Source organism: Paraburkholderia sp. GW821-FHT02A12, assembly GCF_059422005.1.
In genome coordinates, this window is sequence record NZ_JBWKWA010000002.1 from 2297820 (window position 1) to 2324080 (window position 26261).

The following is a 26261-nucleotide window of genomic DNA, read 5'->3' on the forward strand; positions in this document are numbered from 1 at the left end:
ACTGACACGTCACTGACACGTCGGCGCGGGCCGCGATCCCGTCGCTCGCCCACCTGCCGGGGATGCCGGAAACACGTTTTCGAAAGGTAGTCGCAAGAACATGAAGTCAAGACAATCTCGCGGTATGCGCCGCCAAGGTGGTGGCGGCGTCGAATTCACGCGCGGTGCGATGAGGCAGGTGCAATGACCGGCGGCAGCGCACGCAATTCGCACGTCGGCTGGCTGCCCTATATCGTGGCGGCCACCTTCTTCATGGAGTACCTCGACACCACGGTGATCGCCACCGCGTTGCCGCAGATGGCGCACTCGTTCGGCGTCGGCCCGAACAGCCTGAGTCTCGGCATGACGGCTTACATGCTGGCGCTGGCGATTTTCATACCGGCGAGCGGCTGGGTCGCCGACCGCGGCGGCTCGCGCACGGTGTTTTTCAGCGCAATCGGCGTTTTCACGGTGGCTTCGGTGTTGTGCGGTTTGTCGCAGAACGTGACCGAATTCACCGCCGCACGGCTCCTGCAAGGCATCGGCGGGGCGATGATGGTGCCGGTGGGCCGTCTGATCGTGGTCCGCAGCACCGAGAAGAGCCGCATGATGCAGGCGATCTCGACCATCACCTGGCCGGCGATTGCCGCGCCGGTGGTCGGACCGCCGATCGGCGGCTTCATCACGACCTATGCGTCGTGGCGCTGGATCTTTCTGCTCAACGTGCCGTTCGGACTGGCGGTGATGGCCATCGCGATCGTGCTCGTGCCGAACCTGCGCGGCAGCGAACGCAAGCCGCTCGACGTGGCCGGCCTGCTGCTGAGCGGCGCGACGCTGACCGCGATTCTGTACGGCGCCGAACTGGCCAGCCAGCCTGGCGAGAATCCGTGGATTGCCGCGGCATTCATCATCGGCGGATTGCTGGTTGGCATGGTGGCGTTCCAGCATGCAAAGCGGCATCCGCATCCGCTGATCGACGTATCGACGCTGAAGATCCCGACCTTTTCGGTGACAGTGGTAACGGGTTCGCTGACGCGCATCGGCATAGGCGCGGTGCCGTATCTGATGCCGCTGCTGTTCCAGGTCGGCTTTGGCTTGTCCGCATTCAAATCGGGCTTGCTGCTGCTCGCGAGCGCGCTCGGCAACCTCGGCATGAAGGCGCTGACCACGCGCATCTTGCAGCGCTACGGCTTCCGGATGGTGTCGATCGTCGACGTGACGGTGGCCGGCGTGTTCATCATCGCGTGCGGCCTGTTGACGCCGAATGTGCCGCTCGCGCTGGTGCTGTTGGTCGTCTTCGTTTACGGCGTGGCGCGCTCCATGCAATTCTCGACGCTGGCCACCCTTGCCTACGCCGACGTCGCCCAGCCGCAGATGAGCGCGGCCAGCACGCTATGGAGCGCGGCGGCGCAGATGATGATCGGCTTGGGCATCGCCTTCGGCGCCGTGTCGCTGCGTGCGGCTGCGTTCTTCAATGGCGAGACGACCGGCCGCGTATTCACGCTCGACGACTTCCGTCTCGCGTTTCTGTTTGCCGGGGTGCTGACACTGATATCGGTGGTCGGCTACATGGGTTTGGCGCACGACGCCGGCCACAGCATCGGCGGCGGATCGCGCGGCGCCGAGGATCCTGTGAAAGGCTGACGGCGAAGCTGGCAAGAGCGTGGCAAGAAGCGGCAGCGGTGCGAACGCTGTCGCCTCCTTTTGATTGACGTTAGCGGAACAAACGGAGACTTGCGATGCAAGCAAACGACCTGACGATATCGAGCAACAAGGACGACCTCGACATCGAGATGATTTACACGTTTTTGTCGCAGGAGACAGCATGGGCGAAGGACATGCCACGCGCGACGCTCGAGCGGGCGATCTCAACCGTAAGCCCTCTCCCGCATCCACTTGGTCATAATCCACTTATCGCCGCCGAGCACCGGCGCGCCCCCATGCAAGGTCAACGGATCGAGCTGCCGCTGTCCATTCATATACCGGAAATACACCGCTCCGCCCTGCCTGGCCGCGACTGACATACCCGCCTCGGGAAAAATCGTCTCCCCGCCGTCAGCGACATCGTTCAAATAGACAATCAGCGTAGCCACACGCTGGCCCCCTTGAGCGGTATGCACAGCACTACCCGGCTGATCCGGCGGAAAATAATCGAAATGCGGCCGATATTCACCGCTAGTGCCGTAATGCAGAATCTGCAGCCCCTCGCCGTTTTCGACCGGCCAGTTCATCAGACTCGAGATGCGCCGGTCCATCTGCTCGATGAACGCATCTTCGCCGCGCTGAAACCAGATGCCTTCGCTGGTGCGATTGCGAATCACGTCCTCCTTGCCGGTCTCGGGATTGACGATGGTCGAGCGTTTGAGCCGGTGCCGCGAGCGTTCGATCAGCTCGCCGCACTCGCCGGCCGAGAGCACGTCGGCAAACACGATCAGTTGGGGCCGTTCGCAGCGCATCAGCACCCTGACGTCGCGATCGTACGCGTGGATCAGATTGCCGCTCGCGACGGGAGTTTCGTCGTACTGGTACGTGTGCGGCACGGCTGGCGTCAGCGCCGCCTCAGTCGCCCCGTGAACCAGGCTGGCCACGTCAGCAGGGGTCGTGCCAAACGCGTTGTGCACCGCCGTGCGCGCGGCATCGGTTGCGAAACCGGCCTGCACCATCGAATCGATCATCGACTCCATGCTGCAACCGCGATCCACATTGGTACTCAGCCAGTGTTCCCAGGCTGCATCCACTACAGGCATAGCATTCCCCATTCGTCGGCATGACGAAATACTGCATCATCCGGCCGGATCAAGGCAAGCGCGAGACCGGGCGCTCGTCGCTCACGCCCGGCGTTGCCTGCGCCGATAGAGATCGAGGCCTTTTTTCGCCTGCGCCCTGATCGCGCGTTGCACGAACGGCGTCCAGCCGAGCACCGCGCCTTTGACGCCCAGCGCCTGACGCGCCCAGCGCCACAGGTCGAAACTGTCGCGATGCTCGACGATGCGGCCGTCGCGAAACACGAAACGGGCGTCGATCCGGTTGACCACCATGCGGCCCGTCTGGCTGAACGTGTAGCGGGCCACCCAGTGAGCGCGGCCATCATGCCCGTCCGCTTGAATGCCGTCGAAGGCCAGAGAAAAATCCTGCGCGCGCGAAATCAGCATGCGCCACATATCGCGCGCTTCTTCACCGCGCAGCTCGCCAAACGCAGGATCGCTGAAAACCACGTCGTCGGCATAACAGGCGGCCATGGCTTCGGCGTCGCGCTGTTGGAACGCAGTGTAAAAACGCTCGATCAATTCGGTGTTGGGATGGCTCATTTTTCTCTGTTGCAGGTTGCCCGCTCCCGAAACAGCCAGGCGGGAAAGCGCGCACGCAGCTTCACGTGCACGCACGCCCGGGCGATCAGATGCGCGTCTCGTCCTGCCTTCACGCAATGTGACGACGGTAATATAGCGCTCTTAATAACGAGTCGGGGTTATCGCATGATCCGCAAGCTGTTCGCATCTATCGTGGTTATGGCTGGAGTGGTGACGGCGGCGCCCGCCGTCGCGCAAGACAACACGGTCAACGTGCTGTACGCCGGTTCGCTCGTCAATCTGATGGAGCGCAGCGTCGGCCCGGCGTTCGAGAAAGCCACCGGCCAGCAATTCCGCGGCTATGCGGCGGGCTCCAACAAGATCGCCAACGAGATCAAGGGCAAGCTGCGGCGCGGCGACGTATTCATCAGCGCGAGCCCGAAGGTGAACGGCAGCCTGATGGGTGAAGCGAACGGCGATCACGTCACGTGGTATGTGAACTTCGCCGAATCGCCGTTGATGATCGGCTATAACCCGCGAAGCAGATTCGCCGCGGATTTCAAGAGCAAGCGCTGGGATCAGGTATTGCAGGAACCGGGCATCCGCATCGGCCGCACCGATCCAAAGCTCGATCCGAAAGGCGCGTTCACCGTCGAGATGATGACCAAAGCGGCTGAGCTCTACCATCAACCCGACCTCGTCGAGAAGACGCTCGGCGCGGCGGAAAATCCCGCGCAGGTCCTGCCCGAGGAAACCCTGGTTGGCCGCCTGCAATCCGGTCAGCTCGACGCCGGCTTCTTCTACTCGACCGAGACCTCCGACCTGAAGATTCCGGCGATCCGCCCGGCGCCGGAATTACAGGCGAAGGCCAGCTACACACTGACGATTCTCAGCGATGCGCCGAACCACGCCGGCGCGAGCAGCTTCGTCGACTTTCTGCTGAGCGCGCAGGGTCGCGCGTTGTTGAAGCAACACGGCGTAGACGTCGTCAAACCCACCGTGAGCGGCAACGTGCAAGCGCTGCCGCCTTCGGTGCAGGCCGTGATCGACGCGGCGCAGTAACGCGGTGAAACGTACCGCCGCGCAACCGCTGCTGTGGCTGGCGGCGCTCCTTGCCGTCTACCTGTGCGCGCCGTTTATCGCGAGCGTGCCGCAGCTCGGCGCCGCTGATTGGGCGAATGTCGACTGGCGCGCGACGTGGTCGGCGCTCGGCGTCTCGGCAGCGAGCGCAAGTGCGGCGTCGCTCGCGATTCTGCTGGGCGGCGTGCCGCTCGGCCATTTTCTGGCGCGTTCGAAGTCGCGCAAGGTAGCGCTGCTCGGCTTCATCGTGCAGTTGCCGCTCGCGCTGCCTCCGCTCACGAGCGGCGTGCTGCTGCTGTTTCTGGTCGGACCGTACAGCTGGGTCGGCCGCTTCACAGGCGGCGTGCTGACGGATTCGTTCGCCGGTATCGTGCTCGCGGAAATTTTCGTGGCCGCACCGTTTCTCATCATCGCCGCGAAATCGGCGTTCGCGGCTGTCGACCCGGTATTCGACGACGTCGCCGCGACGCTCGGCCATCATGCCGGCAGCCGCTTCTTCCGGGTCATGCTGCCGGTAGCGTGGCCGGCGATCCGCGCGGGACTCGCGCTCGCATGGCTGCGTGCGTTCGGCGAATTCGGCGCGACCGTGATGGTGGCCTATCACCCGTATTCGCTGCCGGTGTACACCTATGTGGTATTCGGCGGCCAGGGCTTGCCGGCGATGATGCCCTTGCTGCTGCCGACGCTCGCGATTGCAATCGTCTGCGCGGCGCTATCGATTTACAGCGGCAGATACGCCGCCGCGATTGAGCAAACCGAAAACGGCGACGACACTTTGGAACCCCCCGCGGATCTCGCCGCGAGCCGTGCCGAGACACCCGAGCTGCGCCTCGCCTTTCACTTGCGACGGCATTTAGGCGCATTCGCTCTCGACATAGCGTGGGCGCCCGCCACCCGACGCCTTGCGATCATCGGGCCATCAGGCTCCGGCAAATCGCTCGCATTGCGTCTGATTGCCGGACTCGAATCCAACGCGTCGAGCTCCGTGCAACTCGGTGCGACCGATTTGAGCACGCTGCCGCCCGAGCGTCGCCAGATCGGCTACATGCCTCAGGACTACGGCTTGTTTCCACACATGACGGTGGCGCAGCAGCTGGCGTTTCCCGTCGACGCCGACATGGCCAGCGCGCGTTACTGGCTCGACCATCTGGGCCTCACGCACCTGGTTGCGCGCCTGCCGCATCAATTGTCGTTCGGCCAGCGGCAGCGGGTGGCGCTCGCGCGGGCGCTAACGCGTCATAGCGAATTGCTGCTGTTCGACGAACCGTTCGCCGCGCTCGATACGCCGCGGCGGCGGCGTTTGCAGCAGTCGTTGCGACGCTTGCAGCGCGAGATAGCGGCAGTGACCATTATCGTCACGCATGATCCCGATGAGGCTGCGCTGCTGGCGGATGAGGTGCTGGTGGTTGAACAGGGGCGCGTGCTGCAGGCGGGTTTTATCGATTCGGTTTTTGAGCGGCCGGCTTCGATGCGAGTCGCCGAATTGCTTGGTTTGCACAATGTGGGCGAAGGCGTGGTGACGGCGCCGGGGCGGGTTGAGATCAGCAATGGTTTGGTGCTCGAGACTGGCGATCGCGGGTTTGCTGCCGGACAGCGGGTGATGTGGCGGGTCTCTTCTCACGCGGTTGTTATCTCGCTCGATGGGGCTTATTCCGGTGTGGTCGAGGCCGTCGAACTGCGGCGCGGCGAGCGATATGTTCGCGCGAATATCGCGGGGGTAAGGTTCGATATTCCTGGAGAAGATGCCCGCTTGCGCGAAGGGACTGCGTGCCGGGTTGGGATTTTTGCTTCTGGCGTTCTGATTTGGGATTTAGGGGTTTAGATTTTTTGCCTTTGGGGGCAACGCCGCAGGCACACCAACAATGCCGCCGCCAAAGGCAAAATCAAGTCTCAACCCTCACCAGCGTGAGCCCGGGCCCTCACGTCGCTGAAAGCAACATCCACCAGCAACTTGCCGGAATCAAACACGGTAACAAACGCCTCATCCCAATCACCTTCAACAGTGTGATCATCCCATGCGACCGGCAGCGTCGTAGTCCGATACTCACCGGTGTGACGGTTCCGCAGCAGAGTGAGCCGCCCCTTCATCGACCGCTTCCCAGCATCTGTAACAGGGTCCTTCCACACGTCGTGCCACTCATTACCCAGCTTGATGGCCGAGCACTTCATCGCGAACCGTTGCGTATCGCGATTGATCTGCTGCAACAGCGCTCCCCCCATGCCGAACACAATGTTATCCGCCGCGTAGCCGGCATCATCCATCGCGGCAAGGATGGCTTCAATCGAATCCGGATTCACGCCGTCGCCCTGAATCACCCTCACGTTGTTGAGCACACGGCGACCCTTGCTGTTCACCTTCGAACCAAACGACGCCTCAAGCGCCCGCAGGGTCTGCAGCACTATCGTCAGCGGATCCCCTGAGTCGGGACGGATCACCAGCGTGCCACCCGAATCGAGCACCGCCTGCTTCAGTTCCGTGCCCCACACTTCGAGCGCGGCGAACAGGTCGTATGAATCGGACACCACCGAAACAATCGCCCCCGGCTTGCCGAACTGCGCAATCATGTTGCGAAACGCATCGGTCTCGCGCTCGCGGCCCCAAGACGTGATCGTGCTGTGCTCGGCCGCCGGCACCGAAAACGCCGCCATCGTTTCGTTGTAATAGTGGTTTGCCGCCACCACGCCGAGCACCGTATCCGAACCCATGAAACTGACGAGATGCGCCGAGCCGCCGATCGCTGCCGACTCCGCGCTCGACACGCCGCGCGAGCCGAAGTCGTGCAGCTTGAACGGCAGTTGCGTGAGGTCGTCGCTGCTCTTCTCGAGATAGCCGCGGATAGTCTTGCGCAAATGCCAGCTCTGCGTGGCAACCGTAATCGGGTACCACACGCGCATCAGCATCGTCTCCAGATACGAGGCTAGCCAGAATACCTGCGGGTCGTCGCATTCGACCGTTACCAGCACGTTGTGCGTCGGCACTACCGAACCTTCCGGCACCGCGCGGATTCGCACCGGCATGTAACCGCCATGGCGCTCGACGATATAACGCCAGCCGGCTTCGTTAAATGGTTCGCCGTGGCCCGCGAAAAATGCTTTCGCCTGATCGATCATCGCCGGAGTGACAGGCCGGCACAGATACTCCTTGATCAGCATCTGCAAGCCGAAGAACAGCGTGCGGTCATAGCGTCCGCCGCGCGACTCGATATACGAGAACATCGCCGATGCGCCGGGCGGATATTGCAGATAATGCGATGCCTTGTACGAATCCGTGTTGAGGATCAGATTGGACAGGATCGAGGCAATATCGTTGAGACCGTTGATATCGTTTTGCATGGCTAGAACTCCTCTAGACCGTTGAGTTGCCGCCAGGTCTATCCCGGCGGAAAGGGTCGATCAAAGCTTGCTCAGAAAGTGATGAGCGATATCGAAGTGATCCTCGAACATCACGTTGCGCATGGTGGCCAGGACGTTTAACGGAATCCACTGCGCCTTGTCGGCGTCGTCGCTTCCCTTCACGCGCGGCAATTCGCCGAGCGGAAAGTGAAACAGAAACGCATGTGTAATAGTACGTCCGCGCAGCGAACGATGCGGATGATCGAACACCTGGCGATCCTTCAGCGAACCGCGCATGACGGGTTCGGGCAGTTTCAGCCCGGTTTCCTCGCGCAACTCGCGAATGCAGGCGGTTTCGAGCCGCTCGTCCTGATTGACGAAGCCTCCCGGCAGCGCCCACAAGCCGCGCCCGGGTTCACTGCGGCGTCGCACCAGCAGAATGTGGCCGGAATGGACGACTAACGCGTCGACCGTCACGAAGGTCACCGGATAGGGCGCGGCGGCCCAGGCCTTCTTATAACCGGCGATGAATTCAGCTTCGGATTTCAGTTGCGCGAATTCGGGCCGCTTGCGGAATTGTTCGAGCCACGCAAAGACTGGCGCGGGCACGGCCCATTGCACAAAACTGTTGCTGCGTTCGGCGAATAATTGCTCGCGGATTTCTGTGGCGGAGATGTCCTCCGTCGCTTCCACGTCGATCAGCTCCCACTGCGGGAACATGCGCAGGTAGTACGAAGATGCATCTTTTTCGTGGCCTATCAGCGCGATTTTTTTGCCCGCGGTCTCGCCGAGTTCCGCTGCTACCGCATCCTGGGTCCAGCGAAGCCAGTCGCCGTCGTTGTACGTTGAATCTTGTACTGCAGTGACAGTGACGCGCTCGCGGTCTTGTGCGCACAGCATGGACGCCAGCATTTCGCGACGTTCTTCGAATGAGAACGGGTCTTTGATCGTGCGAGGTTTGTCTGTTGATCCTATCAGGATGCAGACTTTTTTTGCCAGCGCCAAGGCGCGGCGCAGGACGTCCAGGTGTCCGCGGTGCGGAGGTTGGAAGCGGCCAATGAAAATGACTGCGTCGTAACGCTTTTGTGGTGATGCGGTGCTCATGAGGCTCCCTCAAGAGATTCTGGCGGTCTTCGGTCTGTCCGTTAACCGTGTGGATAGAGTAATGGGTCAGCTGTTTTTTCGTCAATCTCTATCCCAAGACGGGTCAATGCCCCGTCTTCAACTGCGGCGGCAGATTCGGCCGCGTCGAGAACAGGCGGCCAGGTCCCCCTTGCGCGACTCGGCGATGGCCGGCCACAGCATGTCGGTCAGCAGGCCGATGCCTTGCGCCAGCGTGCTGTCCCTAGCCGACATGACAAGCGGCACACCGAGTTCGAGCGCCTCGTTCACGTGCATTTCGTCGCGCGGCAGTTGATGCGCTACTTTCGCACCAAGGGCTTCCTCTAACGTCGGCAGGTTGACCCGCGCGTTCTTGTCGTATTGATTCACCACCACCCGTACCTTGCTGGCCGGGTAGCCGAGCCCTTTGAAAATGTCGAGCATGCGTCGCCCTGCGTACAGGTAAGGCGTGTCTTGCCGCACGACCATGCAGATTGAATCGCTGTGGTCGAGCGCCTGGACCGCGAGCGGATTGATGCTTTGTCCGATGTCGATCAGCACAGCGTCGTACTGCTCGCACGCCAGCGCGAGAATCCTCTTCAATTGTGCCGGTCGCATTTCAGCGGCCCTGAGCGGATCGCCGGCGCCCGCCAGCACGTCGAGATCCGCATGCACGTGCATCACGCACGTTTCGAGGAAGGCGGGACCCAGCCGGTCGATCTGCGCGCATACGTCGGCGAGCGTTACGGGCGGCGGCTTGTCCGCCACCAGCAGGCTGATATCGGCGAATTGCTGGTTCAGGTCGAGCAGCAGCACACGTTTGCCGCGCAGCGCGGCGAGCGTGTACGCGAGATTCACCGCGATCAGCGTGGCGCCGCTGCCACCCTTGCACGACGCAAGCGACACGACGCGGCCAAGGCGGCGCGCGCCCGCGCTGTTCTTCGCGTCGACAGGGTCGAGCGCATCGGGAATGCCACCTTGGTCGAGCGGCAACGACGTGACGTGCCGCACGCCGATGCGCGCCGCCGCCGTCAGCAGCGCGGCCGACGGCGCCGGCGTCACCAGCATGCAATACAGATTCGGCGTGCAGGCCAGCGCCTCCTCGATGCCCACCAGGTCGCGCGCGACCAGATCGATATCGTCGACGATCAGCACGTCGGTATTTCTGATCGCTGTGGCGTACACGCGCAGTTGCCTCGCCGTGCCGTGCACGGTGCGCAACCGATACGCAATGCCACTGTCTTCGAGGTGCGCGCAGATAAGCGACGCGCGTTCCGCACAGGACGAAATCAGAAGGATGTCGATCATGTGGACTCTCCGCTGGCTTGAACCCATTTCGCTGACCACGCCGCGAACACCCGCGCCAACTCGACGATGCACTCGCCCCGAGCGAGCCGGAGACGGCGCGGGTCAGCATCGGCGCCGGCGGCCACGCTTACGCTGACGACCGGGCGAGAGCCGTTGCAGCCTCGCGCGATCACGGCGGCGCCGACACCGGAGCCGGGCAGATAGCTGCGTGTCAGGTGTACTCGTCGGGATCGGGCCGGCGAACGTCGGGGTCGCGATCGCGGCCCCGTCCGGCCGAAGCCGGTATCTCGTACATCGCGTCGCGCAACGCTTCGCGCTGAAGCTCTGGCTGAACCTTGCGCTTCATCGCTTCAGCGATCACGAGCGTCAGCAAGTCTGCCGACGGCCCGGCGAATAGCGCACGCGGCGGCGCAAAACGACGCTGATAAGAGCGATCGCTACCGCGAAGATCGGCGCCGCGATCCGTGATGCGGCGCTCCGGCCGCGATACGGCCAGTTTGCTGTTCTCATCCATGACATCCCCCGAATGGTAGGCCTTCCCAGGATCGGTTCCAGGCGGGCCGTGTCTGCACAAACGCGCAGACACGGCACCTGGCTTTCCTCGTAACGTGCGCCTCTCTTATGGAGGCTCTGGTCATTTCTCCCCGCCTCTTCGCGCCGGCTGGTCCTGGCCGTGCGCTGCCCCTTCCCTGTTTCGTGTTCCTCGCGCTGGCGAACAACGCGAGCGAGCACGCTGCCTGTCGTTATTGCCGCTTTGTACGGCTTGGCCTCCGTCGCGCTGCCTCATCACCGGAACAGTTCGCCCAATCGGAATCGAACGCCCATCCCGTTCGGAATCCTGCGCGTATGCATGTCCCTTAGCTGCCCCATAGCGCAGCGCTATGGGCCGTGTCAGCTGCATCGCATATGGCCCGACCGGATCACGCTGCCCCAAGTCCGTCCAACCGGACGGAAAAAGTGGCGGGGTCATCGCTTCACGTCATCCCGGTCACGAAGGGCCGATACCCCGTATCGATCGTTCGTGCCGTCTTGTTGGATGTCCGTTTCCCAGTGGCCCCGCCGCACCCTCGTAAAACGCCTTGGCTTCCCCGGCCGCGCCTACGAAGTCTGTGATTGCGGTCGGCTATTTTTTACCTGCTGCGTCCCCGCGCTTCCGGCTCCCCGACTGCAATGTATTTCGTTTGCGAATCCCTTATTGCAATGGCTATGCCACCCACGCCCAAACCGTTGCCGGACGGCGATGTGCGATCTAACGCACCCTGCCGGACGGTACTTCGCGTCACGCGATGATTCGTACATGACACGCTTTGCGCAGACGCGCTCGCGCATCGGAAATAAACGGCTCGCGTTTTCCGGCCGGATGAACCTTGGTGTGCCGCTTCTGGCAACGCTTTGCCGAGCGATCCGGTCAAATGTTCCGATGTCCGGCAGGCGAAACAGTCCGCGAGGCAAGCCGCCCGATTTGTCGCATACGTGAGACACGGTGGTCTGAAGGCGTCGTCTCCGTCACACGAGTGGCCCTCAGCCGCTTGCATCGCTGTGCGCGACACCGCGCGCCACGGGCATTGACCGGCTATTTATGAAGGGCAAAGCCAGATAGCACGTCACACCGAAATCGTTTCTGAATCCAGATTTGTTTGTATGGCGTTCTAAAGAGCTTTCGCTTATCGTTAAGCAATGCGCCACATAGAGCGCCGTAAATCAGGCTAACGAGGTATAAACGGTGACTGTAATTCGGGGATGAATTCGTTTGGCGGAAACGGCGTTACGCGCCGTTTCCGCTTTCTGTCCCATGTGTAGCAACCAGTGGCTTCCGCCGCCGCTCCATGCCCCCGCGATTGCCGCTACCGTGAATGCGTGACCGCCGGGCTGCCGCAACAGAGTTCGAACGCGGCTGCAAAAACCATGCTCGAGTCCGTACAGCCGGACCGGCTGGCTCAGTTGACCGGGGTCCGGCACCGCTTGCCGGACCGTCCAATGCATTGAAGAGCAATCGAGAGAGCAGCATCGAACCGGGGGTACAACATGACTACGACCTGCATACCTGGCGACACGGAACGCACCGTTCTGCATGTGTCGAACTCGCCCGATCAAAAGCTCGCCAGCTTTCTTGCGGCTTCGGGCTGGCAAGCGGTGCACGCCAAAAGCACCGCCATCGCCGAGCGCATGATCGAGCGCGGCAATATCAAGGTGGGGCTCGTCGAGTTACCCGGCAATTGCACCTCGCAGCATCTGTCGGCGCTGGCCTCGTGCATGCGGCGCGTCGAAACCAACTGGGTCGCGCAAATCGCCCCAGGGCAAGCGGACGACGAACTGGTGAGCCGCTTCATTCTCGACTACTGCTTCGATTTCGTGACACGGCCGTGCTTGAACGACCGGCTCGTGTTCGCGCTCGGTCACGCGCACGGGCTGTCGAGCCTGCGGCATGCACAGGTGGCGCCGGAGCCGTCCCTCGGGAGGCACGGCATGGTCGGGCACTGCGAGGCGATGCAGCAGCTGTACCGTCGGATCGACAAATGCGGGGTGACCGAAGCGCCTGTGTTCATCGCCGGCGAATCGGGCACCGGCAAGGAACTGACCGCCCGTGCGATTCACGACCGCTCGCCGCGCGCCGCCCAGGCATTCGTCGCGATCAATTGTGCGGCCATTCCGCCGAGCCTTCTGCAGGCCGAATTGTTCGGCCACGAGCGCGGCGCCTTTACCGGTGCGCTGCAACGCAAGCTCGGCCGGATCGAAAGCGCCAATGGAGGCACGCTCTTTCTCGACGAGATCGGCGATATGCCGCATGAATGCCAGGCGGTGCTGTTGCGCTTCCTGCAGGAGGGCACCATCGAGCGGCTGGGCGGCAGCGGCCCCATCAAGGTCGACGTGCGCGTCATTTCTGCGACCCACGTCGATCTGGACAAGGCCGTCGAAGACGGCCGCTTCCGCTCCGACCTGTATCACCGCCTATGCGTGCTGCGGCTCGTCGAGCCGCCGTTGCGCGAGCGCGGCGGCGACATCAAGCTGCTCGCCAACTATGCGCTCAGCATGTACAGGCAGGACGGCGCACGCAAGCTGCGCGGGCTGTCGAGCGACGCGATCGTCGCGATGGCGAACTATCCGTGGCCGGGCAATGTGCGCGAGCTGATCAACTGCGTGCGCCGCGCGGTCGTGATGAGCGAGGGGCGCTTCATCACGGCAAGCGATCTCGGCCTGCCGGAATCCGCGAACGGACCTGCCGTGACGCTGGCGGAAATCCGCGGCAAGGCCGAGAGAGACGCGATCGAACACGCGTTGCAGCGGCACGGCTACAAGCTGTCGGAGGCCGCGGCCGAGCTCGGTATTTCGCGGGCGACGCTCTATCGCCTGATGCATGCCAACCGGCTGCATCAGGAACCCTCGGCCGGTCGCGCGTCGAATGCGGACGGCGGCGCGGATGCCGACGGGGAGGCGGAGCGGCAGGCGCCGTCACTGGTCTAGTTTCGTAGGCGCGCGCAGCCCCGGCGGCCCGCGCGCCACCCGTCGTCGCTGCTCGCGATAGTTCAGGTTGGAGTGAAACGTTCCGGCTCCGCCGGGAGGGATACTGGTCCCTGCCTTATCGGACAATTTTTCAGTTTCCCGGGAGTTTGGCTCATGGCTATTACCTGCTTTATTCGCTACCAGATCGATCCTTTTCAACGAGACGCTTTCAACGAGTATGCCGAAAACTGGGGGAAGATTATTCCGCGCTGCGGTGGTTTTTTGATTGGGTATTTTCTGCCCCATGAAGGGACTAATGACGTCGCCTGGGGATTGATCCGGTTTGACAGCCTCGCCGGCTATGAGGTTTATCGGGCCCGGCTTCGCGCTGATGATGAAGCGATTGCCAATTTTCGGTTCGCTCAGGAGCGGAGATTTATTCTGCGGGAAGAACGGACGTTTACCGAGATTGTCGAGGGGGCTTTTGGTTTGAATGCCATTCGGTAGTTTTTTCTTGATTTTTTCTTGATAAAGCCGAAAGAACCACGACAAGGAACTTGTCCCCCACCCTCATGTCGCTCATACATCGTCGAGTGGCCTCGCCCGCGCCCCAAGGCAAGCCACAAAAATCCAAACCTCGCCCCTGCGCGGCGCCCAATGCCCTCAATAGCCAAACCTATGCGCAAACTACTCGTCATCGGGCTCCTGGCCGTCTTCGCCTCACCGGCCCTCCCCGCGACGGCCCAGGCAGCGCCGGCCTCGAGCGCGTCGATCACCCTGACGCCAGTGCAGGCCCGCCAGGCCCTCGACGTCCTCAACGACCCCAAACGCCGCGCGCAAGTCACCGACACGCTCCAGGCAATCGCCGCCGCCGGCGCACTCAGCGCGCCACCCGCTTCGTCCGTGGCGGCAGCGGCCGCATCAGCTCCAGCGCCGGCTAGCGGCGCCGCCAGCCTCGTCCCGACAGCATTCCAATCGAATGGCCTCGCCTCGCAACTGGCCCGCCAGGGCGCCCATTGGGCCGTGCGCCTCGGCATGTCGTTGCGCCGTTCGGTCGCCGCGCTCCTCGACGTGTCGTCGGTCCGCGCCTGGTGGAATTGGCAATCGGCCAGCCCGCAAGCGCGCAGCGTGCTGGCCCATGCCGCATGGTCGCTGCTCGCCGCGCTGCTGCCCGCGCTCGCGCTGGAATGGCTGGCGCGCCGGCTGCTGCGCCGCGCGTATAAGGCCCTCGCCGCGCGCCGGGAACGTGACGATGAAGACGATGCGCCGCGAGCCGGTCCGCCCGCCGACGTCACGCCGCAGCCGGCCGATTCGCCCAACGTAGCGCCGCCGGCAGCCGATTCGCCCGAGGCAGCAACTGCAACGCCCAGCACATCTGCAACACCCCCCGTCGCCGGCAACGCCGCCGACGCCAAAGGCAAGTGGCACGCCGCGCATCACTGGACCCTGTTGCAGCGCCTGCCGCGCGCGATCCTGAGCGTGGCGCTGCGGCTGCTGCCGCTCGCGGTGTTCGTCGGCGCGGCCAGCGCGCTGATGTCGATTTTCGCCGACGGCGGCACACCGCCGGACCGCGCGCTCGATTCGCTGATCGACATCTACGTGCTGTGCCGGGTGATCGTGATCGTCAGCGGCTTCTTTCTGCAGCCGGCCGCGCCGCGTCTGCGCATGTTGCGCATGAATGACGCGTGGGCCGCCTTCGCGCAGCGCTGGATGGTGCGTATCGTCAGCGTGGTGGGCGCGGGCTCGGCGGTCGCGGAGATCACGCTGTCGCTCGGATTGAACGACGCGGCGCACCTCGCGCTGATGAAGGTGGTCGCGCTCGCGGGTCACGTGATGATCTCGATCCTGATCCTGCAATGCGCCAAGCCGGTCGGCGAACTGATCCGCACGCGCTTCGCCGCGCGCGAGTCGCTGGAAATGTTCGGCAATGCGCTCGCCGACACATGGGCATGGTTCGCGGTGTTCATCGTGATGGGGACGTGGTTCATCTGGGCGCTCGACGTGCAGAACGGCTATCGCACGCTGCTGCATCTCGGCGGCATTTCGCTCGCGATTCTGATAGCCGCGCGGGTCGTGTCGATCGTGATCTTCGGCGCGCTCGCCCGGCTCTTCAACGTGCAGGACGACGACGCCAAAAACTCGCTGATCCATCAACACGCGTATCGCTATTACCCGCTGTTGCGCCGGATCATCTCGTGGATCATCGGCATCGTCACCGCGCTCGCGCTGCTGCACGTCTGGGGCGTCGATCTGAGCGGCCTGTTCCGCGCCGGGACGATCGGCCATCGGCTGGCCTCGGCGGTGGTGACGATCGGCGTCACTGCCGTGATCGCGCTGCTGGTGTGGGAAAGCGTCAACCTCTCGGTCGAACGGCGCCTCGATCGCTGGACCAGCAGCGGCGATCTGATACGCGCCGCGCGTTTGCGCACCCTGCTGCCGATGCTGCGCACCGCGCTCTTCTGCGTGATTGCCCTGGTGGTGGTGCTCACGGGCCTGAGCGAACTCGGCGTGAATATCGGACCGTTGCTGGCGGGCGCCAGTATCTTCGGCGTGGCGCTCGGCTTCGGTTCGCAAAAACTGGTGCAGGATTTCATCACCGGCATTTTCCTGTTGATGGAAAACGCGCTGCAGGTCGGCGACTGGGTGACGCTCGCGGGCGTGTCCGGCACCGTCGAATATCTGTCGATCCGCACGGTGCGGCTGCGCGGCAGCGACGGTTCGTTGTACACCGTGCCGTTCAGTTCGGTATCGACGGTCAACAACACCAATCGCGGACTTGGCAACGCGGCGGTGAAGGTCAATATCGTGTTCGGCCAGCACGTCGACCTGGCGATCGCCACACTCAAGGAGATCGGCGCGGCGCTGCGCGAAGACGAGCAGTTCAGGGACGGCATCCTGTCCGACTTCAGCTTCTGGGGCGTCGACGCGCTGGACGGCTCCGCGGTGACGCTGGCCGGCCAGATCCAGTGCCGCGACAGCGCGCGCTGGGGTGTGCAGCGCGAGTTCAACCGCCGCATCCTCGACCAGTTCAGCGCGCGCGGCATCGAGATCGCCAACCCGCAACGGCACCTGCTGACGTGGGACCCGGAGAGCGCGCCGACGAACGATGAAAGCAGGCACGAACCGCCCGCAAACGCGCCGCCCGCCAGTGCCTCGTTGTCGGCTGCGGCCAGCAAGGCCGACGCGCCCGTGGAGGATCAACTGCCCGTCGACCCTAAACCGGCCGGCGGCCCAGGAACCCCAGCCAATCCTGGTTCAACCTCGCCGCATGAGTGAAGTAAAGACCGTGTCCGGCGCCTTCGTAGACGTTCAGTAAAGGACCTTCGATCAGCGCTATTGCACCTGCCACCAGCGCGGCAACAAACGCCGCACTTCCGGCCGCCGGTAGCGGTCGTCGATCAGATGGACCACGCCCTGGTCCTGCTCGGTTCGAATCACCCGCCCGGCCGCCTGCACGACCTTCTGCAAGCCCGGGTACAGATACACGTAGTCGTAGCCGTTGCCGAACTTCGCGTCCATCGTGCGGCGCATCTGCTCGTTGACGTCGTTTATCTGCGGCATGCCGAGCGTCGCGATGAATGCGCCGATCAACTGCTGGCCGGCCAGGTCGACGCCTTCCGAGAAAGCGCCGCCGAGCACCGCAAAGCCGACGCCTTGATTCATGGTTCGAAAGCGCGCAAGGAACGCGTCGCGTGCCGCTTCATCCATGCCGGGTTCCTGCGCCCACACCGGCAAGTCCGGATGCCGTTCGCGCATCAGCGCGACCACTCGCTGCAAATAGTCGAAGCTGCTCAGAAAGCCCAGATAGTTGCCCGGCAGCGCCGCGTATTGCCGCGCGATCAGATCGACGATCGGCGAGAGCGAACGCTCGCGGTCACGCCAGCGCGTCGACACGTTGCCGGCCACACGCACCTGCAACTGCTCGGCGCGAAACGGCCCTTCTACGTCGAGCCAGTTCGTCTGCCCGGGCAGCCCTAACGTGTCGCGATAGAAATGATGCGGATTGAGCGTGCCGGAGAACATCACCGTGGTGCGCGCGGCGGCGTAGCGCGGCGCGAGAAACGGCGCCGGAATCACGTTGCGCACGCACAGCGCGCAACTGGTTTTGTCGCGTGGCGCGTAGCTATCGCTCGTGCGCGTGATGTCGAAGATCGAATGCTCGCCGAATTGCTCGGCCAACGCGACAAAATGCATTGCGTCGAAGAAAAAGCGCAATGACGCTTCATCGATTGAGAGCGGCGCTTCGGCGAGCAGATCGGTGACCGCGCCGATCAGATTCTGCACGGCCGAAAGCAATGTGCCAGGCACGTCGGCGTAGACCTGATACCTGTCCGTCTGTGCGCGTTTGAGCGCGTTCCACTCGCGCTGCAGCCGTTCAAGCGGCTTGCGCAATGCCGCCGGCGCGGTCTTGCGCGCGACGCGAAACGCCGCCGGATCGAGCGATGCCGTGTACATCCGGCGCGCGCGGTCGAGCAGATTGTGCGCCTCGTCGACCAGCACGCCGACGCGCCACTGATTGATCTGTGTCAGCGCATACAGCATCGCGCTGCTGTCGTAATAGTAGTTGTAATCGCCGACCACCACGTCGGACCAGCGCGCCAGTTCCTGCGCGAGGTAGTACGGGCAGACGTCGTGCCTGAGCGCCGCTTCGCGCACCGCCGCGCGATCGAGCCGCGGCCCTGCCAACGCCGTGCTGCGGGCCGCGTCGAGCCGGTCGTAGAAGCCGCGCGCGAGCGGGCAGGATTCGCCGTTGCAGGCTTTGTCGGGATGCTCGCAGGCTTTGTCGCGCGCCACGAGTTCCAGCGTGCGCAATGGCAATGACGCTGGCGCCGTGCTTTGGTGCAGCGTTTCGATCGCGTCGAGCGCGAGCGCGCGGCCCGGTGTCCTGGCGGTCAGGAAGAACACACGATCGATCTGATCCGACGCACACGCCTTCAGCAGCGGAAAAATCGTCGCGAGCGTCTTGCCGATACCGGTCGGCGCCTGCGCCATCAACGCCTTGCCGTCGCGCGCCGCGCGATAGACCGACACCGCCAGCTCGCGCTGCCCGCTGCGAAATTGTCCATGCGGAAACTGCAATGTGCCCAGCGCGGCATTGCGCGCGTCGCGATGCGCCTCCTCCTGCACGGCCCAATCGAGAAAGCGCTCGCATTGCTCGACGAAGAAAATCTCCAATTCACGCGCGGCGTACGTTTCAGTCAGCAGCGTTTCCTTCTGACTGCCGATATCGAAGTACACGAGTGCGACGGTCAGCCCGGCCAGCCCGCGCGCCCGGCACAGCAGATGGCCGTACACCAGCGCCTGCGCCCAATGCAGCGAGCGGTGGTTGGCCGGCATCCGGTCGAGATCGCCGCGATGGGTCTTCACTTCTTCCAGCCGGTTCGCCGCGGCGTCGTAGCCGTCGGCGCGGCCGCACACGGTCAAACCGCGATGCGTGCCGGTCAGCGTGATCTCCGTTTCGTAGCCGCTCGGGCGCCGCCCCGCGACCGTCGCATGGCCCGCCATGCCTTCCAGCGAAGTCGGCGCGGGCGTGAAGCGCAGATCCAGGTCGCCGCGCCTCGCGGTGAATTCGCACATCGCCCGCACGGCGACCACGTAGGTCATGCGGCAGCCTCTGCTGCGGCTTCGGGATCGGCTTCATCCGCCCAACGCACGTCGAGCACGCGCACCGGCATGCCATGCTGCGCGCAGTACGCGAGCCAGCGGATCTGGTTGTCCTGCAAGCGGTCGCCCGGACCCTTCACTTCGATCAGCTCGTAGCGGTGCTCGGCCGGCCAGAAACGGATCAGGTCCGGCAGACCGGAACGGTTGCCGCGGATATCGCGCAACAGACGTTCGAACCAGAGCTTCAGATGCGCGGCAGGCAGGCAATCGAGCGCCAACGCCATCAGTTCGGGCGTCAGCAAGCTCCAGAACACGAACGGCGATTGCACGCCGGCCTTGACCTCGAGGTGCCGCAGAATCGTCTCGCGATAGGCGGCGCTGTCGAGTTGCGCGAGGCAGGCGGCGAACTGTTCGGCGCGGCGCGCATGAAAATCGGGCGCATGCAGATCGGCCGGGCCGCGCTGGAACGGATGGAAAAACGCACCGGGCAGCGCCGCGAACACGGGCTCCCAGCACAGCAAACCGAACAGCGAATTGATCAGCGCGTTTTCGACGTAATGAACCGGCGCATCCTCACGACTCAGATGATCGCGGGCGACATATTCGACCGGCTGCGCAGCCTCGGGCCTCGGCAGCACCAGCGTGCTGCGCTCGACCGGCCGTGCGGCCGGCGTGCGCGCCACGAGTTCGCCACGCCGGCGTTGCAGGCGCGGCAGCATGCGCGCGATGCGCTGCGCTTCCTCTTCGCTTTCGGGTGCCGCGGCGGCTTGCGAGGCGAGCGCGAAGGCATCATCGAAACGCTCGCATTGCTCGAGCACGCGCACGCGCCGATGCCGCGCACCCGGCCACGCGCAATCCGCGTAGACGGCGAGCGCGGCGGGCCAGTCATGCCGACGCTCGCAATACTGGCCGATGCGGAACAGCAGCTTCGCGCGGCGCGTTTCGAGCCATGGGTTCGACGTTTCGACCGCGGCGACCGCGGCGACGAGTTCGCCGATGGATTCGCCGTCGGGCAGCCATTCGAGCGCTTCGCGGCATGCATGCAAAGCGAGGTAGACGTCGACGTCGGCACGTTGCTGGAAAGCTCGCGACGAAGGTCCGAACGCGACCGTCTCATACTGGAACACGCCGAGATCGGCGAGCACGAACTCCGACCAGTCCTGCTGCAAATTGCCGAAGAACATCAGGCGCAGGCGCTCGCAGAGTGGCGCGACGGCGACGTGCAGCACGGAGTCGGTGCTGGCGGCGTGCCATTCGGCGAGCGGACGCGCTGCGTCGCCTTCCGCTTCGTAAAAGGGGCGTAGCGTTTCGAGCAGGTCCGGTTTGCGCAAGCTCCGGGCGGCGGGGATCAACGCAATGGCGTCGGCGAAGATGAGCAGCAGTTCGGGACGGGTGGTGAGCGCGAACAGGTCGTCGAGCGTCAGCGGCGGCTCGGCGTCCACCCAACCGAGTTCGACGAGCGGCGCGGACGCTTGAACCGGGCAACCGATCTCGTCGTACGACAGACGGCTCGTGCGGAACAGCGTGCCCTTGCGCATCAACATGCGAACCAGCAGCGCTCGCGAGGCCTGCGGCAAAGCCGCGAAAGCACGCAGGAAGCCGTGCTCGTTCTGGTCCAGCAGATCGTCGTAGCGGGCCGCGAGCCACGCCAGCGCGCGCTCGAAATTCAGCAGATAGTAGGGAGCATTTGAAGAGGCTTCTGTCGCCACGGCACTTCCACGGAACCTGTATGTTTATACAGTGATGATATCAAACTCAGTGGAGGATTCGGGTGGCGCGGGGTGTCATCGAACGCCTGCCGCCCGCCTTTCAATGCGCTGCCAGCCGTCACACCGTCAACGACCGCACGCCCGCGTTCAGCGCGCGCCTGCCGCGTAGAAGCTCGCCAGATCGCGCTTGAGCGTATGCAGCGCGGCATCGTCGAGATAGATCATGTGGCCGCTCGGATAGTAGGCGATCCGCACGTTGGCGCGCAACGGCGCATCGATGCCCAGATGCGCCAGCGCATACTCGGTGGCATAGAACGGCGTGGCCAGATCGAAATAGCCGTTCACCGACATCACGCGAAGCTGCGGATTCTGCCGCATCGCTTCGGCCAGGTCGCCTGCCGCGTAGGGTACCGGTAACCGCTCGCCCCACCATGCGCGATGTTTCCAGTCCCATTGCTTCAGCGCGTCGTCATTGAAGACGCGATAGCGGTCGGTCGGCGTGAAGTGCAGATCCTGCGCGAAATGCTGATGAAGCGCCGCATCGAACGCGCTGGACACGCTGCTCACCGATGCATCGAAGTCCGGGCGCTCCGACACGCCGTCGTATTCGAGACCTTCGGAGCGGGCATCGTAACGGCCGATGCTGTGCGACTGATCCCGCAGCAGTTGATTGCGAAAGCGCGACGGATAGAGACGCAGCCGGCTTCGTTTCACGTACTCGACGTCGAGACCGGTGAACTCGGCGACGCGCGCCGCGACCGCATCGCGCTGTGCGTCGGGCAACGCGTCGCCCTGAGCCAGCGCCTGCGCATAAGGACCGCGCGCGAACGCGCGGGCGTCGTCGAGAAAGGCCGGCAGACTGGCCGGCTTCGGCACGATTTTGTCGTGATACCAGGCGATCGCCGCGAAGCTCGGCAGATAGCTCTCGCTCTTGAAGTCGAAGCCTGGCGAAAAGCCGGCTGAATCGAGCACGGACGACATCAGGATCACGCCGTTCAGCGCGATATTGTTTTGCCCCAGCTGATACGCGAGCATGGCGGCGCGCGCGGTGCCGTATGACTCGCCGAGCAGGTACTTCGGCGAATTCCAGCGCTGGTTGACCGTCAGATAACGGTCGATGAATTGCGAAAACGCGTCGAGGTCTTTATCGACGCCCCAGAAATCCTTACCCGTTCCGCGCCCGACCACTCGCGACAAACCCGCGCCGACGGCGTCGATAAAAACCAGGTCGGTCGTGTCGAGCAGACTGTCCGGGTTATCGCCCAACACATAGGGCGCGGGAGGCGTGCTCGCCGGACTGGCGGTGTGCGCCCGCTTCGGACCGAACGAGCCGATCATGAGAAAGACGCTGCCCGCGCCCGGACCGCCGTTGAAGAGGAACGTAACGGGCCGCGTCGAGGGCGTTTTGGTCGCGACGGTATAGGCGACGTAAAAGACACTGGCATCGGCCTGCCCGGCTTTGTTGTGCAGCAGCAGATTGCCAGCGGTCGCCGTGTAATCGATCTTGTTCCCCTTGAGCCGGATCGAATGCTGGGTCACGGACGAAGTTTCCGGCGGCACGGGGATCGCGGCCGTGTCCGGTTTTGCGTTGTGCCGCGCGCTGTCTTGCGCATTGTCTTGCGCATTGTCTTGCGCATTGTCTTGCGCATTGTCTTGCGCATTGTCTTGCGCATTGTCTTGCGCATTGTCTTGCGCATTGTCTTGCGCATTGTCTTGCGCGTCGTTTTGCGCGTCGTTTTGCGCGTCGTTCTGAGTGGCCGCGACAGAGCGTTGCGAATGCCCGGGGCGCGCTTGATTCAGGTGCGGCTCTTTCACCGGTTGGCGATTCGCTTCGGCGGGTTGACTGGCGGTATCCGCCTCAGTCCCGGGCATGACAGCCGCGGACGATGCCGCTTCGGCGGGTTGACTGGCGGTATCCGCCTCAGTCCCGGGCATGACAGCCGCGGACGATGCCGCTTCGGCGGTTTCTGCTGCGTCGGGCGTATCGTCGAGTGGGTCGAGTCGGTCGAGTGAGGCTGCCGCGCACACCTGGCTGAACACGACGGCGGCGGCGATTGTGACCACCGCGACGAGTGCGGCCGCGAAGGCCGCCGCGACCGATCCTGTGACGAGCGGCCGGTGCAACCTGATGTAGAAGCGAAGACCCATACTGTTCTCCGTTGCGAGTCGAAGCGCATCGTTCCGGCCTACCCCATCCGCAACGCCTCGACAAACCCCGCAATCCGCTCACAAGCGTCAATCAATCGAGCTTCATCGACCACAAACCCCAACCTGACAAACCCGTCGGCGGTTTCGCCGAAAGCGCTGGCATCCAGCAACGAAACCCCTTGCGCACGAAACAGCTGCCAGGTGAAATCATAAGTATCGAGCCCCGTCCCGCTTACATCGACCATCATGAACATGCCGGCTTCCGGCAGCAAACACCGCAACCCCGGCACACAATGCAAGCGCTCGAACACCACGTCGCGCCGCCGCCGGTAAATCTCACGCATTTCGGCGACAATCGGCGCCTTGTTCTGCAACGCCGTCAGCGCGGCCTGCTGAATAAAGCCCGGCAACCCGTACAGCATTGCCAACGCGAGCCGCCCCATATGCTCGATCAACGTGGCGGGCCCGACCGCCCAGCCAACACGCCAACCCGCCATGGCATGCGATTTCGACAGACTGCCGAGCGTCACAGTACGCTCTGACATGCCAGGCAGCGCCGCAATACTCACATGTTCGCGCTCGAACGTGAGATCAGCATAGACCTCATCGGACAACACCCACAGATCATGCTTGCAGGCCAGCCGCGCAATACGCTCGAGATCGGCGCGCGGCATCACCACGCCGGTCGGATTGCACGGCGTTGCAAAGAAAATCGCTTTGGTGCGCGGCGTGACAGCCGCTTCGAGCGCATCGCAATCGAGGTGAAAGGCCCGCGCCGGATCGACCGGCACCGGCACGAGCGTGGCGCCCGCGGCGCGCACGCAAGCTTCGTAGGTGAGATACATAGGCTCGGGGACGATCACTTCGTCGCCCGCTTCGCACAGGCACAGCGACGCGGCGAACACGCCGTTCTGCGCGCCCGCGGTCAGGATCACGTTGGCGGCGCTCACGTCGCAACCGGTGGTGCGCGCGTGTTCTTCGGCAATCGCCGCGCGCAGCGGCTCGCGCCCTGACACCGCGCTGTAATGCGTATCGCCGCCGCGCAGCGCCTCGACCGCGCGCTCGACGATCGGCGTGGGCGTCCCAAAGTCGGGATCGCCAACGCTCAGCACGATCACGTCTTCGCCATCGGCGAGCGCCTGTTGTGCAACACGATGGATTTCCCACGCCGACGTGCGCTTACCTTGCAAGCGCTCGACCAGATTCGAGTACTTCATTGAGCCACCCCGTTTCGACCTGACCCGCCAATGTACTGGGGTGTGCGCAAAACGTCCAGACAGCAAAAGGGCCACGCGAGGGCCATGCGAGGAATCCGCCTCGCGTGGCCCCGTGGCCCTTCGATGAAGCACCGGGGATTCGCCTACACCTGGCGGCGCAACTCCGCCGGCGGCACCTTCATCAGGTGCCGGTATTTCGCCACCGTCCGCCGCGCGACCAGCACGCCCTGGTCCGCGAGCATTCTGGCGAGCGTCACATCGGACAGCGGATCACGCGTATTCTCCGCGGCGATCATTTCCTTGAGCAGCGCGCGCACGGCCGCTGCCGAACAGGTGCCGCCGCTTTCCGTACCGAGTTCACGCGGGAAGAAGTGCTTGAACTCGAAAATGCCGCGCGGCGTGGCCATATATTTGTTGCCGGTCGCACGCGAGATGGTCGATTCGTGCAAGCCCAGTTCGTCGGCGACATCGCGCAACACCATTGGCTTGAGCGCGATCTCGCCGTATTGGAAGAAGGCTTTCTGATGCGCGACGATGCATTCGGCCACGCGTTGAATCGTATCGAAGCGTTGCTGCGCATTGCGGATCAGCCAACGCGCTTCCTGCAACTGCTGAGCGAGCGGCGAGCGGCTCGTACCCGAGGACTGCGCGAACAGTTCCGCATACATGCGATGAATGCGGGCGCGCGGCTGCACCGCCGGATTGATCGTCACCACCCATTTATTGCGGACCTGACGCACGATCACGTCCGGCACCACGTAGGTGTCTTCGGTACGGCCGTAGCAGTTGCCCGGTTTCGGATCGAGCTTGCGCACCAGCGCGCAGGCCACCCGCAATTCTTCAGCGCTGCAGCCGATCTGCTTTTGCAGTTCGGCCTGCTCACGGCGCGCGAGGCGTTCAAGATGATGCTCGACGATTTGCCGCGCCACATCGCGCCCCGGCGTCTCCGGCGGCATTGCATTCAATTGCAGCGCGAGACACTCGGACAAGGAGCGTGCGCCCAGACCCGGACGATCGAGCGATTGCACGAGGCGCAGCGCCACCAGCAATTCCTCTTCGGTCAAGCTGGGTTCGAGATCGACGCTGTTCGCGAGATCGGCGAGATCCTGGCGCAGATAACCGTCGTCGTCGAGCGCCTCGATAATGAAGCGCGCGACCGCCCGGTCACGGTCGTCGAGCCGATACAGGCCCAGCGAATCGTGCAACTGCTCGCGCAAAGTCGGTTGCGAGCGCGCCCATTCGGCGGGATCGCTGCTTTCTGAATCGCCGTTATGGCGCGCCGATCCGCGGCTGCCGTAATCACCTGAAAAGTCGCCGGGCGCGTCCTCCTGCGCCGCGCTTTCCATCGTGTCGCCCGCACCGCTTTCGGCCGGCAGCGGATCGGGTTCGGCCGCGGCGACGGGATCGGTGGCCGGCGCGGGACCGGCATCGTCGCCCGGCGAAGCCGTGGCCAACGCGGCGTCTTCGGTATCCGACGAGTCGTATTCGAGGAACGGATTGGTGTCGAGCGCGGTGCGCAACTCCTGCTGGAACTCCAGAGACGACAACTGCAACAGACGCACCGATTGCTGCAAACGCGGCGTGAGTGCGACAGACTGCCTTGTGCGTAGTTCGATTGAAGGCATTGTAGTCAGGTCCGTGTTGGCTGAAAGAATGATGCGTGGCCCCTTTACAGAGCAACTGTCATACCAACTCACCCAACACACTGTTTTTCCTGAATTTTGCCTGTTCAGGCCCGCCGATTGCGCACGCCGCGAGCGCCATTTTTTACAAATACCCGGCAAATTCCGGGCTTCGGCAGCATAACTCGCCGACTGGCGCGCGAGGCGCTCGCACTCCCCCTCGCACTCTCGTCACTCCCTTATTCCTCAGCCTGAATCCGCGTGCCGCAGCGGCTTTCGCCGCAGGCAAGACTCGTGGGGCAATCCGGGCACACCGCTTGCGGCGCCGCACTATGTGGACGGACGCCGGTTTCCTCATGCGCATTGCTACGCAGTAAAACGCATGCAAGGACCGCCGTCCGGTGTCGATAACGGGCCATGACGGAACCGTAG

At 63.7% G+C, this 26261-nt stretch carries 17 protein-coding genes; 6 read left to right on the plus strand and 11 right to left on the minus strand.

Translation table 11 applies throughout. The features are described 5' to 3' along the window. The first annotated feature begins 183 nt into the window (after positions 1 to 183). Complete coding sequence (locus tag AC07WT_RS31755) at positions 184 to 1623, plus strand: MFS transporter (protein ID WP_494950023.1); 1440 nt, start codon at positions 184 to 186, stop codon at positions 1621 to 1623. A 224-nt stretch (positions 1624 to 1847) separates the two neighbouring features. Here AC07WT_RS31755 and AC07WT_RS31760 read toward each other — a convergent pair whose 3' ends face one another. Continuing rightward, entirely contained in the window at positions 1848 to 2726 is an 879-nt protein-coding gene (locus AC07WT_RS31760; RefSeq protein ID WP_494950024.1) for a 2OG-Fe(II) oxygenase, read from the minus strand. Between the two features lie 81 nt (positions 2727 to 2807). After that, positions 2808 to 3287 carry a nuclear transport factor 2 family protein gene (locus AC07WT_RS31765; RefSeq protein ID WP_494950025.1) on the minus strand — a complete coding sequence of 160 codons (480 nt, stop codon included), beginning with the start codon at positions 3285 to 3287 and terminating at the stop codon, positions 2808 to 2810. A gap of 165 nt (positions 3288 to 3452) precedes the next feature. Here AC07WT_RS31765 and AC07WT_RS31770 point away from each other — a divergent pair, with 165 nt between their 5' ends. Together AC07WT_RS31770 and AC07WT_RS31775 are read left to right on the plus strand one after the other, a co-directional pair. Continuing rightward, the gene (locus tag AC07WT_RS31770; protein ID WP_492593291.1) at positions 3453 to 4328 is read left to right on the plus strand and encodes an extracellular solute-binding protein; all 876 of its coding nucleotides are present in this window, start codon (positions 3453 to 3455) and stop codon (positions 4326 to 4328) included. Positions 4329 to 4332: 4 nt separating this feature from the next. Next, the gene (locus tag AC07WT_RS31775; RefSeq protein WP_494950026.1) at positions 4333 to 6168 is read left to right on the plus strand and encodes an ABC transporter ATP-binding protein/permease; all 1836 of its coding nucleotides are present in this window, start codon (positions 4333 to 4335) and stop codon (positions 6166 to 6168) included. 68 nt (positions 6169 to 6236) lie between these two features. On the opposite strand, the gene AC07WT_RS31780 is transcribed toward AC07WT_RS31775, so the two are convergent. The 4 genes from AC07WT_RS31780 to AC07WT_RS31795 form a co-directional block, all read right to left on the minus strand. After that, positions 6237 to 7679: a nicotinate phosphoribosyltransferase gene (locus AC07WT_RS31780; protein ID WP_494950027.1), complete on the minus strand. Its 1443-nt coding sequence runs from the start codon at positions 7677 to 7679 to the stop codon at positions 6237 to 6239. A gap of 60 nt (positions 7680 to 7739) precedes the next feature. After that, complete coding sequence (locus AC07WT_RS31785; protein WP_494950028.1) at positions 7740 to 8783, minus strand: bifunctional nicotinamide-nucleotide adenylyltransferase/Nudix hydroxylase; 1044 nt, start codon at positions 8781 to 8783, stop codon at positions 7740 to 7742. 117 nt (positions 8784 to 8900) lie between these two features. Beyond that, complete coding sequence (locus tag AC07WT_RS31790; RefSeq protein WP_494950029.1) at positions 8901 to 10088, minus strand: CpaE/TadZ family protein; 1188 nt, start codon at positions 10086 to 10088, stop codon at positions 8901 to 8903. A 211-nt stretch (positions 10089 to 10299) separates the two neighbouring features. Then, positions 10300 to 10602, minus strand: a complete 303-nt coding sequence (locus tag AC07WT_RS31795) for a hypothetical protein (protein ID WP_492593286.1) — start codon at positions 10600 to 10602, stop codon at positions 10300 to 10302. Between the two features lie 1511 nt (positions 10603 to 12113). On the opposite strand from AC07WT_RS31795, the gene AC07WT_RS31800 reads away from it, so the two are divergent. The 3 genes from AC07WT_RS31800 to AC07WT_RS31810 all read left to right on the plus strand — a co-directional run bounded on the left by AC07WT_RS31800 (position 12114) and on the right by AC07WT_RS31810 (position 16805). Then, a complete protein-coding gene (locus tag AC07WT_RS31800; protein ID WP_494950030.1) occupies positions 12114 to 13550 on the plus strand; it encodes a sigma 54-interacting transcriptional regulator in 1437 nt (478 codons plus the stop codon). A gap of 153 nt (positions 13551 to 13703) precedes the next feature. Continuing rightward, positions 13704 to 14036, plus strand: a complete 333-nt coding sequence (locus AC07WT_RS31805) for an NIPSNAP family protein (RefSeq protein WP_494950031.1) — start codon at positions 13704 to 13706, stop codon at positions 14034 to 14036. 171 nt (positions 14037 to 14207) lie between these two features. Continuing rightward, complete coding sequence (locus AC07WT_RS31810; RefSeq protein ID WP_494950032.1) at positions 14208 to 16805, plus strand: mechanosensitive ion channel family protein; 2598 nt, start codon at positions 14208 to 14210, stop codon at positions 16803 to 16805. Between the two features lie 57 nt (positions 16806 to 16862). Here the strand turns inward: AC07WT_RS31810 and AC07WT_RS31815 are convergent, their stop codons facing one another. The 5 genes from AC07WT_RS31815 to AC07WT_RS31835 all read right to left on the minus strand — a co-directional run bounded on the left by AC07WT_RS31815 (position 16863) and on the right by AC07WT_RS31835 (position 25832). Further along, positions 16863 to 19133 (minus strand): ATP-dependent DNA helicase, encoded by a 2271-nt coding sequence (locus tag AC07WT_RS31815; protein WP_494950033.1) that lies wholly within the window; start codon positions 19131 to 19133, stop codon positions 16863 to 16865. Then, positions 19130 to 20842 carry a VRR-NUC domain-containing protein gene (locus tag AC07WT_RS31820; RefSeq protein WP_494950034.1) on the minus strand — a complete coding sequence of 571 codons (1713 nt, stop codon included), beginning with the start codon at positions 20840 to 20842 and terminating at the stop codon, positions 19130 to 19132. Before AC07WT_RS31820 ends, AC07WT_RS31815 begins: the two co-directional genes overlap by 4 nt. Before the next feature lie 147 nt (positions 20843 to 20989). Further along, complete coding sequence (locus AC07WT_RS31825) at positions 20990 to 22990, minus strand: S10 family peptidase (protein WP_494950035.1); 2001 nt, start codon at positions 22988 to 22990, stop codon at positions 20990 to 20992. A gap of 38 nt (positions 22991 to 23028) precedes the next feature. After that, positions 23029 to 24207 (minus strand): pyridoxal phosphate-dependent aminotransferase, encoded by a 1179-nt coding sequence (locus AC07WT_RS31830; protein WP_494950036.1) that lies wholly within the window; start codon positions 24205 to 24207, stop codon positions 23029 to 23031. Positions 24208 to 24350: 143 nt separating this feature from the next. Next, the gene (locus AC07WT_RS31835) at positions 24351 to 25832 is read right to left on the minus strand and encodes an RNA polymerase factor sigma-54 (RefSeq protein ID WP_494950037.1); all 1482 of its coding nucleotides are present in this window, start codon (positions 25830 to 25832) and stop codon (positions 24351 to 24353) included. Positions 25833 to 26261 lie beyond the last annotated feature (429 nt).

What these genes read in the sequence shown, in the direction of transcription:
- AC07WT_RS31805 (WP_494950031.1), top strand. Translation starts at nt 13,704, where the DNA reads ATGGCTATTACCTGCTTTATTCGCTACCAGATCGATCCTTTTCAACGA.
- AC07WT_RS31835 (WP_494950037.1), bottom strand. Translation starts at nt 25,832, where the DNA reads ATGCCTTCAATCGAACTACGCACAAGGCAGTCTGTCGCACTCACGCCG.
- AC07WT_RS31780 (WP_494950027.1), bottom strand. Translation starts at nt 7,679, where the DNA reads ATGCAAAACGATATCAACGGTCTCAACGATATTGCCTCGATCCTGTCC.
- AC07WT_RS31765 (WP_494950025.1), bottom strand. Translation starts at nt 3,287, where the DNA reads ATGAGCCATCCCAACACCGAATTGATCGAGCGTTTTTACACTGCGTTC.
- AC07WT_RS31785 (WP_494950028.1), bottom strand. Translation starts at nt 8,783, where the DNA reads ATGAGCACCGCATCACCACAAAAGCGTTACGACGCAGTCATTTTCATT.
- AC07WT_RS31760 (WP_494950024.1), bottom strand. Translation starts at nt 2,726, where the DNA reads ATGCCTGTAGTGGATGCAGCCTGGGAACACTGGCTGAGTACCAATGTG.
- AC07WT_RS31830 (WP_494950036.1), bottom strand. Translation starts at nt 24,207, where the DNA reads ATGAAGTACTCGAATCTGGTCGAGCGCTTGCAAGGTAAGCGCACGTCG.
- AC07WT_RS31795 (WP_492593286.1), bottom strand. Translation starts at nt 10,602, where the DNA reads ATGGATGAGAACAGCAAACTGGCCGTATCGCGGCCGGAGCGCCGCATC.
- AC07WT_RS31810 (WP_494950032.1), top strand. Translation starts at nt 14,208, where the DNA reads ATGCGCAAACTACTCGTCATCGGGCTCCTGGCCGTCTTCGCCTCACCG.
- AC07WT_RS31790 (WP_494950029.1), bottom strand. Translation starts at nt 10,088, where the DNA reads ATGATCGACATCCTTCTGATTTCGTCCTGTGCGGAACGCGCGTCGCTT.
- AC07WT_RS31770 (WP_492593291.1), top strand. Translation starts at nt 3,453, where the DNA reads ATGATCCGCAAGCTGTTCGCATCTATCGTGGTTATGGCTGGAGTGGTG.
- AC07WT_RS31825 (WP_494950035.1), bottom strand. Translation starts at nt 22,990, where the DNA reads ATGGGTCTTCGCTTCTACATCAGGTTGCACCGGCCGCTCGTCACAGGA.
- AC07WT_RS31755 (WP_494950023.1), top strand. Translation starts at nt 184, where the DNA reads ATGACCGGCGGCAGCGCACGCAATTCGCACGTCGGCTGGCTGCCCTAT.
- AC07WT_RS31800 (WP_494950030.1), top strand. Translation starts at nt 12,114, where the DNA reads ATGACTACGACCTGCATACCTGGCGACACGGAACGCACCGTTCTGCAT.
- AC07WT_RS31815 (WP_494950033.1), bottom strand. Translation starts at nt 19,133, where the DNA reads ATGACCTACGTGGTCGCCGTGCGGGCGATGTGCGAATTCACCGCGAGG.